Consider the following 15,569-nt stretch of genomic DNA (forward strand, 5'->3'; position numbering starts at 1 on the left):
TTTATTATATGGTGTGACATGCAAAAATTATTATTATCATTTTTAATTACATTAACGACTTTCAATGTTTTCGGTACGGAATCCATTAAATCGACCAATAAGGAGAGTATTCCTCATATCTCCAGTTTAGAGTCTCAGAAAGAATCCGTAGTCTGTATTCATGCTTTCCTTAGGTCATACACGTCACTTAAACCCATAGGAAGGGTAATGGACAAAGAAAACTATGAGGTGTTTTTGTGGAATTATGAAACAAGAAAATTCACGCTGGAAGGACATGCCGATAATCTAGTTAAACTATTAAAAAAAATAGCCCAATTGAAACCAGGTGTCCCTATAAATTTCGTTACGCACTCAATAGGAGGAGTCATACTCCGAGTGGCTTTATCAAGAGATGATTGTCCGGAAGAAGCAAAAAAAGGTAGAGCCGTACTAATGGCACCCCCTAATGCCGGATCGGAACTTGCCAGAAGATATAAATGCGTCGGAATCGTACAATTCGTGTTCGGGGGCAAACTCGGAAGACAATTATTGACATATGAACCGGAACAAATGCTATCTATAGCTCAAATACCGGATTCGGTTGATGTCCTCGTAATCAGCGGTCGTAAGAAAAGTAGATTTATTCCTTTTAAAATGAAGGATGAAAACGACGGAAAAGTTCGTATTAAAGAAACTTTACTTAATACCAAGTATACTCACGCTGTCATCAACGTTAACCATACCTATATAATAACAGATAAAGACTCACTTTCCATGATGAAAAACTTTATTACGGAAAACAAAGTAGTAAATACCAACCCTAATCAATCAAGAAACAAAACAAACAAAATTCATATCATACATTGTGTAGCTTCAAAACCCGGATTATTAATAGGTTTTCCTCAACTCTATAAAAAACCTTAGGAGAATAACCGAAATAGGTCTTGAAAAGTTAGAAAAACAAATAAAAGAATCAATAAAAACACAAAAGGCCCTAAAACTCTTTCCATTAATTTCAAATTCAATTTCTTTCCGGATATGAATTCCCACAGACACATCAAAATATATCCCCCATCTAAAGCAGGAATAGGCAGTAAATTCAATACTGCCAGATTAATACTGATTAGTCCCACCCAAAATAAAGCCTCGGTAATCCCTAAAGACCATCCATAGTGAAGAGTTTGAACGATTCCTACGGGACCTGATAACCATTTAGGACTCAAATTCCCAGTCACCAAAGCTTTCAAAGTTCGGAAACTTTCTCCGAATACTCCGTTAACCATTCCCCAAACACCAGGATTATATCGAACTTCCCGATCTTTTAATGAAATACCTAAAAGAGCCTTTTTTTGACTTAACTCCCATAATTCTAAATATCGACTACGTTTAGTTTTATTTCGAATCTTTAAAATTTCTCTTTGTTGCTCTTCTTTTTGTCTGGTTAATTTTTCTCTGGTTTCAAGAGATAAGTCAAATTCATCCCACGTTCTTGGATGAACGGGACGTAAAAGATTATAATCTCCGAATTCAGAAACGGATCCGTCCAAGCCGATACCTTTGATAATCGATTTCATCTCATTAAAATCAAAAGTATTGATAAACTCCAAGTCTTCTTCCGTTATGGACTTAATATCAAAGTTATTCTTTCTTTTGACTATAATCGAAACCGAACGCTGCTGCAATTTTTCCAAAAGATCATAACCGTTCGATATAGGGAAGCCATCCACCGCTATGATGCGATCTCCTATCTCTAAAGGCTGATACCCTCCGTTTGACCGATTAGCATTTACAGACTCCAAAGATCCTTCAATATAACCGTTGATATTCATATGATAAGGAATTAACCATAAGACATTCCACTTACCTCTGATATGAGCTTCATATTGCCAGTCCATCAGATCGTGTTTTAAGTAATCCGGCAACATCAAATCACCGGCAAGAATCCGAGGCTGCTTGATAAGAAAGGTTTCTTTATTTCTTTCTACGGTCAACAAAGTATAATTGGAGTTTAATAAGACGGAAAGTGCTTCTAAGGAAAAAATAAATTCACCGTCTACCCATACGATTTGATCCCCAGCTTGTATACCTGATGAACGCATAGGAGACCCTTCAGGAAGCTTACTTCCGTCATAAATCAAATAAGACGCACCTAAAAAAGGCACCTTTTGAAACCCTTCTCGATTTGAAGTAACCCAATAATCAAAGACTTGTTTATCCTCATAATACCCCCCGAATCCAGGTCTGAATCCCGTTATATTCAAACGATCTTTTTGAGAAACGGTCGCGTAAATCAAATCTTTCGTTCCATTATAATCTCTTTCATCTAAAGAAGTTACAACATCTCCTGCTCTTAACCCTTTCTTATAAAAGTTCGAATCCGAGTTAATCCAACCCACTACTTGGGTAAATTCGGAAAAATTCTTAACCCTACCACCCAATAGTGAAACACAGCCGAAAACTAAAAAAGCCAATAAAATATTCGCTACAGGACCTGCCGCAAGAACAATAATTCTTTTGAAAGGAGATTTACTGAAAAATCCTGAAGGAATTATATAAGGATCGATATCCTCCTTCCCCTTTCTTCTATGCGTATCCATCCCGGCAATTCTAACATATCCCCCAAAAGGAATAATACCGATTCGCCACTCAACACCTCGTAATTTTTTACTGAAAATTGCCGGCCCGAAACCGATACTGAAGCTTTCTACGGACATACCGACTTTTTTAGCCGCAATGAAATGCCCAAGCTCATGGATTAAAATAAGAATACCTAAAGCTAAAGCGGCGAGAAAAAAATATATTATCGTCATGAAAAGGCCTCTATACTTATTTTGTGACGGCTTCCTGCCTTACGTTACGATCTACTTCAATAACATCTTCAATTGAAGAAATATCATGAGGCTTGTGCGATATCACAATATCGCAAAGCTTTTCGGAGATATCTATCCATCCAATCTCCTCATTTAAAAATCTTTGGACCAAAATCTCATTGGCCGCATTATAACAACAAGCGAAACTTTTTTTAAGCTTTAAAACTTCTTTAGCAAGAGCTATTGAAGGAAACTTAACATCGTCCAAGGGGAAGAATTCCAGGGTTCCATGTTTTAGAAAATCAAAAACATGAAACATTCCGGAAGATCTTTTAGGCCAAGTAAGCGCATATTGTATGGGATAAATCATACTGGGTTTACTCATTTGAGCTATAACGGAACCGTCTATCAACTCAATTAATCCATGAATAACACTTTGCGGATGTACTATGGCATCAATTGAAGACACATCAAATCCAAACAACCAATAAGCTTCTATAATCTCTAAACCTTTATTGACTAAAGTCGAAGAATCTACAGTTACCTTCTTACCCATAGACCAAACAGGATGCTTCAGTACTTTTTCGATACTCACGGATCGTAGCTCATCCATGCTCATTCTATAAAGAGGTCCTCCGGAAGCAGTTAAAACAATTCTACGTACGTCTTTTTTGTCGCGTTGTTCCAAACACTGAAAAATCCCGCTATGTTCGCTATCTATAGGTATTAACGAGACACCGTTTCGAGTCGCTTCAGACATAACGAATTCTCCTGCGGCAACCAAAACTTCTTTACTTGCCAAAGCCACGTTTTTTTTTGCCCTTAAGGCAGCGATGCAAGGAGATAATGCAGCCAAACCGGGAACTGCTAATACTACTAAATCCGCAGAATCAAAAACGGCAACTTCCCGGATTCCTTGATCACCGAAAACCCACTCGATGTTGGGGAATCGCGCGCGTAATCGTTGAAACACCTCATAACGATTCACAGAGACTATTAGAGGTTTCCAACACAAGATCTGCTGCTCTAATAAACTCTCATTCGACCCTTCGGCAGCTAATCCCACTATTTGAAAATCATCTTTTAAATGCTCAACAACAGATAGCGTTTGCGTCCCAATACTACCCGTTGAGCCTAAAATAACTAATTTTTTCATGAAAAATAATGTCAAAAACGAAAAGGCAGAATAATACCCCGAGTATCTCGAGTTGTCAATTCTCTAAATAATCTTACAAAAATCCTATCAATAAGAAGATTCTATTCCACGAATTTTTTTTCTTTGAAAAGAGCAAAACAATAGAGAACAAACATAAAAGAAAAAGAAAATTATCACAGTTAATCCTGCGGTAGACAGACCGGTTCCGGACCATGTCAAAAAGTACCTTGAGACCGCCGGAGATAAAAACGCCGTCATCAATCCTAAGCAAGCAGAAGCCACGATCATTTGTCGTACAGACTTAATAAAAGGTTTAACTATAAGTTGAGGCATAATTAAAAAAGATAATGCCATCAAAACTCCGGTAGCCTTAAAGGATACAATCAAATTCAAGGAAATTTGAAACATAATCAGATGTTCGAAAAATTTTAGGGGGAAACCGCTTAAACGAGCGAATGACGGATCGAAAGAAATAACCAAAAAACCTCTGAAACAGGTGGCCAATATGAGCACGTTGAGCAAAAAAGCCATCCAAACGTGAATAAGATCTTCGAAAATCAAAACATCGGAATTACCCATAATCAAATCAATACCGATATGAACGTTTCCAGTTAAAAAAACCAACACAACCAACCCTAAAGCGAAAAGAAAACAAAATATGAAAGCTATACCGGTATCGATTTGAATCTTAAAATAATCAACCAATAATCTAACGAGCACTCCTGTTAATACCGCCGTACTCAAAGCGGTCAGCATAAGAGACGTAATCGTTAAATCAAGTCCGGAGACGAAAAAAAATGCCACGCACAAACCCAATAAAACCGTGTGCGAGACAGCATTGGCAAACATAGTCATTTTCTTTAAAGTCAAAAAGGTTCCTACCAAAGCTCCCGATAAGGCCAGTCCCGAAAATATAATAATTTGCAATTCGTCTATATAGAGAGGTTTATGAAAAATACCGCCGCTGATAACCCGAAAAAATAAAACCCGAAAAAAAGTGAGCAGATCGGTTCCGTAATAAGGGTTAATCACAATACTCCTCATCATTAATTTTAGGTATGATCCGATTATGCGGATCATAAACAGGATCCTTTAACAACTCAGTTAAAGATTTATCCATTTCGGAAGTTAAAACGTGTTCGATTTCTTCTGCCAAGGGGTGAACATCGACAGCAGAAAATGCCAATGAACCTACCAAATACGCTTCCCATAATCTATGTAGTCGAATCAGCCTTACGGCTTCTCTGTTGCCTCTGCCCGAAAGCCTTATTTTTCCGAAAGAATCGATTTTGATTAATCGTTTCCGGCAAAGATACTTCAAATATATTTCGATAAATACAGACTTCGAAAACAATTCCTTAAATTTATAATGACCGAATAATACTTTTTTACTAAAAGACTTATGCCCTTCTTCGGAAATCATCCATATAACTTTCAATAAATTTTCAATTTGCCGACGAAAAAGAAATGAACTTTTTCTAAAAGCCCTGATAAACAAACCGTTATCCGTAGAAAACACCAATGCCAGAACAACGATCCCTCCCGATGCTAGGACAATCAAAGGACCGGTTGGTAAATAAAAATTTCGATTACCGATCTTAATCGATAAAAATAAGGATACGAGACAGCCTATCAAACCGGAAATTCCCCCGAAAATCATGGAACCGATAATAACTTGCCATAATTTTCCGAAAAACCGCCCGGCAGCCAGAGGAGGTCCCACAAACATTGCGGATATCAAAATCACGCCAACGCTTCTTATACCTACCACAACAACCAAAGAAACGAAAATAAGAATGGTATATCGTGTAAAGCTCAAAGATAAACCGTTTAACACGGAGTATTCGGGATCAAATGTCGATGTCAACAAAAATCTATAAAATAAACAAACGACAATCGCCGTGGCGATTATTAAAATAAGAGATAAAATGAGATCGAAAGAGCCCAGAGTAGCTGCTTGGCCGTAAAGATAAGACTGAACTTTAGAATAATCTTCCGGAAATGCACCTCTTACATAAGAAGACAAGGTTATCCCGATACCGAAAGAAACAATTAATACTACGCAAAGAGAGGAATCTCTATTAACACAAAATCGGGACTCTAATAAATTTACGCAAAAAAAACCTAAAATTGCCGAAACGAAACCCAGTAATACAACCCAAAACTCCGTACAACCGAAGCACTGACTAATCCCGCCTACGATCACTCCCATCAATAATCCAGGATAAGATGCATGAGAAACCGTTTCACCAATCAAGGATTTATTCGATAATAATAAGAAAACTCCCCAAATTGCCGACGTCATACAAACTAATACGACGGCAATGCACCCGGAAAAAAACGGAATCCCTAAAACGGAACTCACAAATTAATCCCTCTCGATTTCAGTCTTTCCAACTCTAAAGCTTTGTCAAACAATCCTATATCCCCTCCATAAGCAATTGCCAGCATATCTTCATTAAAACAACTTTCGACAGGACCGGCTACAATTAAGCGTTTATTCAACAATATGATCTCATCGAAATATTCAGGAACATTATGAAGGCTGTGATGAATAACAACTATGGTTTTCGATTCAAGACGAAGTGATTGTAAAATTTTCATTATCGATTCAAAAGAAGCAAAATCAACGGCGGCAAACGGCTCATCCATTAAATACAGTTCCGCACCCTGCATCAAAGCCCTTCCTAAAAAAGCTCTTTGCTGTTGCCCTCCTGAAAGTTTACCTATTTGCTTATTCGACTCTTTCTCTAATCCGACTTTCTCCAGATAAACCAAAGCTTCTCTCTTATCAGCTGCGTTGATTCGTCCGAGTAACCCTTTTTTTCCGTATAAACCCATCAGAATAAAATCAATGACTGTCATTGGAAAACTCCAATCCAAAACGGCTTTCTGCGGAATATAAGCCACTTTAGCAAAAGCCTTTTTCAGAGAGCGATGAAAAAATCTGACTTTTCCTGAGACGGGTTTTATAAAACCGAGACATCCCCTTAAAAGGGTGCTTTTGCCTGCTCCGTTAGGACCTATTATAGCCACTAACTTACCTCTGGAAATTTCAAACGAAACATTATAAAGCACGGAAAATCCGTCATATTTGACGGAAAAATTTTCTACGGACCAAACAATATCGGAATCATGCATGAGCCAATCCTTCAGAGATGACCCGAACGTTGTGACGAAAAGTATCTAAAAAATCAACTCCTCCTAAAGCAACACTGTCAGAATAAATCAAAGATTTCGACAAACGAACATCTCTTTTACCTTTGACTGAAGATACGACTTTTTTCAATCCCTCTTTATTCAGACCGCTTTCCGGGAAAACAATATCGACTTCATGCTCGATAGCATAATATGCAACTCGAGCTATGTCTTTGAAACCTATCTGAGCTTCCGGAGATATTCCTTCGGGAGCCGTACATCTTATGCGCCATAAATCAGACGTTTTTTCGGAATCAAGGGCTAAATATCTTCGAGTAAAATACCTAAAAGCATCGTGACCCGTAATTAGGAATCTCTTTTTCTCAGGGATGGCTGCAAAGACATCAACGGACCAAGAATCCAACGCCAACATTTCGTTTTTCAGTTCACGTCCTCTTTTATCGAATTCCTTAGCATGAAGAGGAAGTTTTTCAGAGAGAGAGCGAACGATATCGTCAATCGTTTCGGCCCATAAACAAAGGTCTAACCAAATATGAGGATCGAGAACACCGTCGTCCGAAATGAACCAGTTCGGATGGCGCTCAAACAGCAAATCACCCAAAAAGACCGTGCGGGGATCGGTTTTAAGAGCTTTTTGTAAGCTTAAGGAGTGCTCCAGTCCCAGTCCGTTTGCAAACACTAGATCGGCCTGGCCGATCTTATCTCCGTCTCCCTTAACAAGCTCATATGAATGAGGATCGATGGCACCATCCATAAGAACAACGGAATGTACGGCATCACCGCCTATTCTTTGAACTCCGTCATGAATCATTCGAGTCGTTGACAAAACGGTAAATTTGTGAGATTCAGGTTCAGTTTTCAAAGAAGGATTTTGCGAATTTCGACAAGAACATCCCGTTAAAACGACAATCCCAAGTACTAACAAACAAAAAACCCAGAAGATGCTTTTTTTCATAGATTACAATCTCCTTAATCGAAGTATTCGGACTGAATTTACCGAAAAACCGATGGAAAACATTGTATGCCTGTCTTGTAATATTGTGCAATACGGTTATATTAACGGTTTTTTTTTCTATAAAAATCGTAAATCATAGATAAATATCTATTGCTTCATTTGAATTTTAAAAACAAATATCTTATGTCTATGATGTAGAAAACGAAGAACTTTTAATCAAAAAAGAGTTTAATTGTTTAAAAAAACTATCAAAAAATATTAGTATTTCCTAGAATTATCTCCCAATACAAACTGAGAAATTTTACAAATAATATTAAGATATATTCAAACATAAGTAATAAAACAGTTTGGAATTTATTAATTATCAAGCAAGGAAGGTAAATAATGGCCTCGGCTGACAGTGCGAACACGAAAGCAAAAGAAGAAACCGAAAAGTTGATTGAAAAAGCAGTTAAGAAGGTACATGGGGATAAGGAAAACGACCTTTGTAGGTATCTTCCGGGTCCCGGCGGTGGATATATGCACCACTTTACATTAAAAAAACTTAAAAACACTCACCCCGAGCAACTGAGCAGCATGTTAAAAAAATTTATCCTTAACTCAGAACAACCCAGATTGTTGGATCCTAAACCAAGAGCTCCTAGAGGTTCAAAAAAAAGACGAGATTTCATTAATTTCACTAAAAATGATATTGAACGAGTTCTGGAATTGGCACGTCAAGTCGGGGATAAGGATTTATTGGCAAGATTCAGTCCTAAAAAACCTTTGCCTTCTTTAAAAAGAGAGCTCATCCGATCTATCCGTAACGGACTCGTTTGCGTTGAGCTATGGGCTGCTTACGTCGAAACCGTTAAAGCTTTAAACAACGTCTCTCTTTCTCTGGAAATGGTTGAAACGTTTGCCTAAAAGTTCTGTCTAACTGGATACCTTTCCCTATAAAAAGCACCCGATTTTATTTTCATTGGGTGCTTTTTGCTGACTTTCTCCTGTTTCCGCTTGTAATTCACTCAAAAATCCAGTATAATCTTTCGTTTTAAAGTAAGTAAATTTTTTAAGCAAACTCCCATACGTCGAGGAGTACTTGATAATAAAATGTGTTTTCAGAGGATAATATGACAACAAAAATAGAAGAAAAACCTTTTGGAAAACTGCGTTCCCTCATATGGCCCATTCATAATTATGAGCTGAAAAAGGTTCTGCCGATGTTCCTGATGTTTTTCTGTATCTCATTCAATTATACGATTCTTAGAGATACAAAGGACACCTTGATCATAACGGCACCGGGATCGGGAGCCGAAGCTTTGCCCTTCATTAAAGTCTGGATGGTAGTTCCGGCTGCCGTTTTATTCATGATGGTTTACGCCAAGCTCAGTAATATTTTGAGCAAACAAACCATATTTTACGTAGTCATTGCTCCTTTCATGATTTTCTTTATCTTATTTCCTACGGTGATTTATCCGTTTAGGGATTTTTTGCATCCTATGCAACTAGCGGACACTCTTCAGAGCATCCTACCTGCCGGATTAAGCGGTTTGGTTGCAGTATTCAGAAATTGGTCGTTTGCCATATTTTTTGTACTAGCCGAGCTATGGGGAAGCGTTATGTTATCCTTAATGTTCTGGGGATTTGCCAATGAAATTACTAAAGTCGGCGAAGCTAAGAGATTTTATGCGCTATTCGGAGTCGGAGCCAATATTGCTCTTCTTTGTTCGGGCCCTGCTATTATTTTCGCTTCCAATATGCGTTCCAAAGTAGCAGCCGGAGTCGATCCTTGGGGTTATTCCTTAAAACTATTAATGGCCATGACTTTCATTTCCGGTTTGGTAATTATCGTTTGTTACAGGTGGATTCACAGTAACGTATTAACCGATGCAAGATTTTACTCACCAGAAGAAGTCGGTAAGAAGAAATCTAAACCTAAAATGGGTCTCAAAGAAAGCTTCCTCTACCTGATTAAATCTCCTTATATTTTATGCTTGGCTATGTTGGTCATCGGTTACGGTATTGCCATCAATATTGTTGAAGTTACTTGGAAAAGTCAGCTTAAACTTCAGTTCCAAGATCCGAATTCATACAGTGTTTTTATGGGTAAATTTTCTACTTGGACAGGAGTCGTATCAGTATTCACGATGTTATTCATAGGCGGAAACGTTCTTAGAAAATTCGGTTGGTTAACAGCAGCCTTGGCTACTCCATGTATTCTTTTGTTTACGGGAACCGTATTTTTTATGCTCGTAATTTTCAGGGACAACTGTATGGGAATGATTTCCTATTTAGGAACAACACCTTTGATGATGGCAGTTATCGTCGGTATGATACAAAACATTCTTTCCAAATCGACCAAATACGCTTTATTTGATCCGACGAAAGAATTGGCTTATATCCCTCTTGACCAAGAACAAAAGGTTAAAGGAAAAGCTGCCATTGATGTTGTTGGAGCTCGTTTAGGTAAATCCGGTGGTTCCCTTATTCAACAAGGACTATTAGTGCTCTGCGGAAGTATTTCTGCTATGACTCCTTATCTAGCCGTTATTCTCTTCGGGGTCATCGGTTTATGGATGATTTCCGCTAAGAAGTTGAATAAACGCTTCATTGCTCTCACCAGTAAAGAGGAAGCGGTTGAAGAAGTTCCAGCCACGGCTACTGAAAACGCTACTGCCGAAACGGCTTAATAAACCGAAATTCAACGCGTTTTTTGAAGAAACCCTAATAATTCTTAGGAATATTAGGGTTTCTTTTTATCCGAAAGATTGACAACTTTCATCCGTCTTTTTTAAGATTAAAAGCACTATTTTTGACTTTAACGGTTTATTTTGAGTACTAAAAATCAATATTCTACAGAACTCATAAGAAATTTCTCCATCATTGCTCATATCGACCACGGCAAATCTACCATTGCCGATCGATTATTGGAGATGACTCAAACCATAGAAGACAGAGATATGAAGGAACAGCTGCTGGATTCTATGGATCTTGAGCGTGAGCGAGGTATTACAATTAAAGCTCACCCCGTAACGATGTTTTATGAATATAAAGGTCAAACATATCGAATTAACCTTATTGACACACCAGGTCACGTAGACTTTTCTTATGAAGTTTCGCGTTCACTTTCCGCTTGTGAAGGTGCTTTATTAGTAGTCGATGCTGCTCAAGGAGTCCAAGCACAGAGCATTGCAAACGTTTATCTAGCTATAGAGAAAAATATCGAGATCATCCCTATTCTGAATAAGATTGATCTTCCCGCAGCAAATCCCGAAGAAGTTAAGCGACAAATCGAAGATTACATAGGTATCGATACGAGAGAAAGCGTAGAATGTTCGGCAAAAACCGGTTTAGGAATCGAACAGGTCTTGGAGAAAATTATCAAGCTTGTCCCTCCTCCTGAAAATCCGGAAACCGATTATTTACAGGCTTTGATATTCGATTCCCATTATGATCCTTATCTAGGCATCATGGTCTATGTTCGAATATTTAGCGGGGAAATAAAAAAGGGAGATAAAATCACCTTTATGTCCGGTTCCAAGACGGTTTCTTTCGAAGTCCTGGGGGTCGGAATATTTAAGCCTAAAGCCACCTTGATCGATGAATCGTTAAAACCCGGACAAGTCGGTTACTTCATTGCCAACATTAAAAAAGTAAAAGACATCAAAATAGGAGATACCGTCACCCATTTTAAACATCGTTCCCCAACCCCTCTTGCCGGCTTTAAAGAAATCAATCCGGTAGTCTTTGCTGGTATATATCCGATGGATTCTTCTGATTTGGATCTCCTTAAAGATGCTTTGGGTCGTCTTCAACTTAACGATTCAGCATTAACTGTAGAACCAGAAAACAGTCATTCATTGGGGTTTGGATTTCGTTGCGGATTTCTCGGTTTATTACATCTAGAGATTGTTTTTGAACGATTGATCAGAGAGTTCGATATAGATGTCATTGCTACTCCTCCAAGCGTTATTTACCACATAGTTTTAAAAATCGGAACGGTTATTCCTATCGATAATCCAACGGGGTATCCTGATCCCACTCTAATTGAAAGAATCGAAGAACCTTGGGTTACGGTCAATATCATTACCCCTGCTGATTTTTTGGGTAATATTATGAATCTATGTATGGAAAAACGAGGCACCTGTTTAAAAACGGATAAATTAGATCATCAAAGACTGGTCCTAACTTATGAGTTACCTTTAAATGAAATTATTTCGGATTTTAACGATAAGTTAAAATCCGTAACCAAAGGCTACGGTTCTTTCGATTATCGTTTCTTGGGATATAAAAAAGGAGATATCATTAAACTTGAAATATTAATTAATGATGAACCGATAGATGCATTTTCCTGTTTAGTCCATAAAGATAAAGCCGAAAGCCGAGGTCGAAGTATCTGTAAAAAACTACTCGACGTTATTCCTCAACAGTTATTTAAAATCCCCATTCAAGCGGCTATCAATCGAAAAATCATTGCTAGAGAAACCATTAATGCTCTTTCCAAGAATGTAACGGCTAAATGTTATGGAGGGGACATTACCAGGAAACGTAAGCTGTGGGAGAAGCAGAAGAAGGGTAAAAAACGTATGAAGGAATTCGGTAAGGTATCAGTACCTCAAAGTGCTTTCATAGAAGTTTTAAAAATGAACGACTGAAATATTCAAAACATTACGGATATACCTCGTTTGAAAAAACGGTAATCCTCAGATTCCATAGATCAGCGAAAAAATATTTATTTTATCCATGAAAAATGGAATCATTCAACTTACAAATACAAACATCACGGATGATTTAAAACTATTCCTCCGATTAAGTCCATTTAGTATGAAAAAATTCTCCTCGAGGAGTGTCATTTCGTTCGTAAGTATGCGCTCCGAAGTAATCCCTCATTGCTTGAATCATACAAGCCGATGATGAAGACTCGCAATAACCGTCAAAGAAAGACAAACTCGAAGAAAAACAAGGAATCGGAATCCCAAGGCTCATTGCAACGGTAATCATTTTTCTCCAACTTTTAACAGAGGTCTTTAATGCCGATTTAAAGAAAGGAGCCAAGATTAGAGAAGGAAGATTTTCATCAAAATCAAAAGATTCTTTAATATTATCTAAAAAAATGCTCCTTATAATACAACCGCTACGCCATACCAAAGCAATATCTCCATAATGCAAATTCCAAGAAAAAGCATCGGATGCTTGCTTCATGAGCATAAAACCTTGAGCATAGCTTATAATTTTAGCAGCATAAAGTGATGCTTCAAGGTCATTTTCTTCCAATTCCTGAATAGTGTCGTAAGCAGTATCAATTTCGGAGAATTCTCTATCTGCAAGGAGCCGCTGTTCTTTTAATGAAGACAGATATCTAACAAAAACCGCTTCGGAAATCAACGATGCGGGAACGCCCAGCTCTAAAGCTGCTATTCCTGTCCAGGAACCGGTTCCCTTCTGACTGGCAACATCTAAAATGCAATCCAATAAGAATTTACCTGACTCATCTTTAAAACGAAGAATATTTGCAGTGATTTCAATCAAATAGCTGTTTAGTTTCCCGGAATTCCATTTATCGAAAATATCTGCTATTTGGGGATTACTAAACCCCATAATCCGCTTCATAATACTGTAAGTCTCGGAGATCAACTGCATATCTCCGTATTCAATACCGTTATGAACCATTTTAACGTAATGTCCCGAACCTCCAGGACCGATCCATTGACAACAAGGTTTTCCATTAACCTTTGCCGAGATGTCTTTAAAAACGGATTCTATAAATGACCATGCCTCAATATTTCCTCCAGGCATAATGGAAGGACCGAAACGAGCGCCTTCCTCACCACCGGAAATTCCAGCGCCTACAAAAAGAATGCCTTTATTTTTGAGCGATTCACATCGTCTTTCGGAATCCCGATAATGACTATTACCTCCATCAATAATAATATCCCCCTTCTCCAAGAAAGGAAGCAAAGCTTCGATAAAATCATCTACCGGATTTCCTGACTTAACCATCAGCAAAATACGACGCGGTCTTTTTAAAGAAGAAATGAAGTCTTTCAGAGCGAAAAAAGGACGGACTGACGTATCTCGAGCTTCATTAACCATAAAGGCTTCCGTCTTATTCCCACTCCTGTTAAAAACAGATACGACATAACCATGATCATTCATATTCAAGACCAGATTTTGTCCCATTACAGCTAAACCTATTACGCCTATATCTGATTGCATAACGTCTTTCTACTTTCAGTTCACTAATTTTGAACACGCTTTTTCACTACAAAGAGCGAGTTTTTTCTTTTTACCGCATCCTACGATAATGAATTTTCCTTCCTTAAAATCCGAAATATCCACACAAATGTCCCCAGTCAATAAAGCCGATCCGTTAACGTATATTCCCTTCTGATCGATAAGCCTTCTCGCTTCGCTTTTTGATGAACAAAGACCGCTTTCTACTAAAACGTCTATCCACTTCTTAGTCGTTATTTCCTGAAGATCCACTTGACGATACGAGCCCGCGCTAATCAAACTTCTACAAACATCCTCATTAGCCTCGTCTATTCGACCCGGGGCAATTTTAGCGGTTAACTCCTTTGCCGAAGATAACCCTCTATCACCGTGAACGAATTTCGTAATAGAGTCTACAATTAAATAACGCACTCTTTCGGAATCTACGGCAAGCTCCTTGCGTAACTCATCTATCTCTTCATTTTTTAAAAAAGTCAATGATCGCATAACTCCCGATAACCCTTCATCAGGCAAACGACACAAGTATTGATAAAAGTCGTAAGGCGAAGTTTTATCGACATTTAACCAAACGGCTCCCGACTCCGTTTTACCCAATTTTTTACCGTCAGAATTAACAAGTAAAGGATAAGTTAATCCGTAGACGTGCTTACCTTGCTTACGTCTGACAAACTCTATTCCCGAAACGATATTTCCCCATTGATCACTACCGCCTAGTTGAAGAGATACATTCCGATTTTCGGAAAGATAAAAAAAATCATAAGCCTGAAGCAACTGATAACTGAATTCCGTGAAGCTAATGCCTTCTTCGGATTCCAATCGTGCTCTTACGGAATCTTTCGACAACAAAGTTCCCAAACGAAAATGTTTACCGATGTCTCTTAAAAAATCTATCCAAAAAATTTCCCGAAACCAATCGTAATTATTAACGATCTCAATGTCATTACCCAATAATTCTTTTAATCTTTTACCGATTGCTTCCGCATTATTACGAACGCTGTTTTCGGAAAGTAATTGTCTTTCTTCGGTTTTTCCCGAAGGATCACCGATCATACCAGTTGCTCCTCCGACTAATACGACGACTTTGTGACCGAAACGAATGAAATGCTTAAGGAGGAGAATGCCGGCTAAATGTCCGATATGAAGCGAGTCTGCAGTAGGGTCAAAACCCATATAAACGGAAACAGGGCCCGTAACATCTTCCAAACCGCCGGAAACATCTTCCAGAATCTTTCTGGAACGCAAATATGACAGAATTGATCGCATAACTCCATCCCAACTAAAAACAACAAACCGA

At 38.2% G+C, this 15,569-nt stretch carries 12 protein-coding genes; 4 read left to right on the plus strand and 8 right to left on the minus strand.

Going from position 1 to position 15,569, the window contains the following annotated elements:
* Positions 1-18: 18 nt before the first annotated feature.
* Positions 19-903, plus strand: coding sequence for a hypothetical protein (locus tag RSA43_01190; protein MEG2495903.1), 885 nt, complete (start codon positions 19-21; stop codon positions 901-903).
* Here RSA43_01190 and RSA43_01195 read toward each other — a convergent pair.
* The 6 genes from RSA43_01195 to RSA43_01220 form a co-directional block, all read right to left on the minus strand.
* Complete coding sequence (locus RSA43_01195) at positions 900-2,789, minus strand: site-2 protease family protein (protein MEG2495904.1); 1,890 nt, start codon at positions 2,787-2,789, stop codon at positions 900-902. The two genes, RSA43_01190 and RSA43_01195, sit on opposite strands and share 4 nt — an antisense overlap.
* 16 nt (positions 2,790-2,805) lie before the next feature.
* A complete protein-coding gene (dxr, locus tag RSA43_01200) occupies positions 2,806-3,945 on the minus strand; it encodes a 1-deoxy-D-xylulose-5-phosphate reductoisomerase (GenBank protein ID MEG2495905.1) in 1,140 nt (379 codons plus the stop codon).
* Between the two features lie 87 nt (positions 3,946-4,032).
* The gene (locus RSA43_01205; GenBank protein ID MEG2495906.1) at positions 4,033-4,977 is read right to left on the minus strand and encodes a metal ABC transporter permease; all 945 of its coding nucleotides are present in this window, start codon (positions 4,975-4,977) and stop codon (positions 4,033-4,035) included.
* Complete coding sequence (locus RSA43_01210; protein ID MEG2495907.1) at positions 4,970-6,310, minus strand: metal ABC transporter permease; 1,341 nt, start codon at positions 6,308-6,310, stop codon at positions 4,970-4,972. The genes RSA43_01205 and RSA43_01210 overlap by 8 nt, the downstream gene beginning before the upstream one ends.
* Complete coding sequence (locus RSA43_01215; GenBank protein ID MEG2495908.1) at positions 6,307-7,086, minus strand: metal ABC transporter ATP-binding protein; 780 nt, start codon at positions 7,084-7,086, stop codon at positions 6,307-6,309. Before RSA43_01215 ends, RSA43_01210 begins: the two co-directional genes overlap by 4 nt.
* Entirely contained in the window at positions 7,079-8,059 is a 981-nt protein-coding gene (locus tag RSA43_01220) for a zinc ABC transporter substrate-binding protein (GenBank protein MEG2495909.1), read from the minus strand. Before RSA43_01220 ends, RSA43_01215 begins: the two co-directional genes overlap by 8 nt.
* A 384-nt stretch (positions 8,060-8,443) precedes the next feature.
* On the opposite strand from RSA43_01220, the gene RSA43_01225 reads away from it, so the two are divergent.
* The 3 genes from RSA43_01225 to lepA all read left to right on the plus strand — a co-directional run bounded on the left by RSA43_01225 (position 8,444) and on the right by lepA (position 12,696).
* On the plus strand, positions 8,444-8,965 hold the full coding sequence (locus tag RSA43_01225; protein ID MEG2495910.1) for a hypothetical protein: 522 nt from the start codon (positions 8,444-8,446) through the stop codon (positions 8,963-8,965).
* 206 nt (positions 8,966-9,171) lie between these two features.
* Positions 9,172-10,731: an NTP/NDP exchange transporter gene (locus RSA43_01230; GenBank protein MEG2495911.1), complete on the plus strand. Its 1,560-nt coding sequence runs from the start codon at positions 9,172-9,174 to the stop codon at positions 10,729-10,731.
* Positions 10,732-10,872: 141 nt separating this feature from the next.
* A complete protein-coding gene (gene lepA / locus RSA43_01235) occupies positions 10,873-12,696 on the plus strand; it encodes a translation elongation factor 4 (protein ID MEG2495912.1) in 1,824 nt (607 codons plus the stop codon).
* Positions 12,697-12,850: 154 nt separating this feature from the next.
* Here lepA and gnd read toward each other — a convergent pair whose 3' ends face one another.
* Positions 12,851-14,257, minus strand: a complete 1,407-nt coding sequence (gene gnd, locus RSA43_01240) for a decarboxylating NADP(+)-dependent phosphogluconate dehydrogenase (protein MEG2495913.1) — start codon at positions 14,255-14,257, stop codon at positions 12,851-12,853.
* Between the two features lie 15 nt (positions 14,258-14,272).
* A partial coding sequence (gene tyrS, locus RSA43_01245) for a tyrosine--tRNA ligase (protein MEG2495914.1) occupies positions 14,273-15,569 on the minus strand: 1,297 nt, incomplete at its 5' end.

The sequence above is a fragment of the Victivallaceae bacterium genome, assembly GCA_036659455.1.
Classification (GTDB): Bacteria; Chlamydiota; Chlamydiia; order Chlamydiales; family Chlamydiaceae; genus JAVXCN01.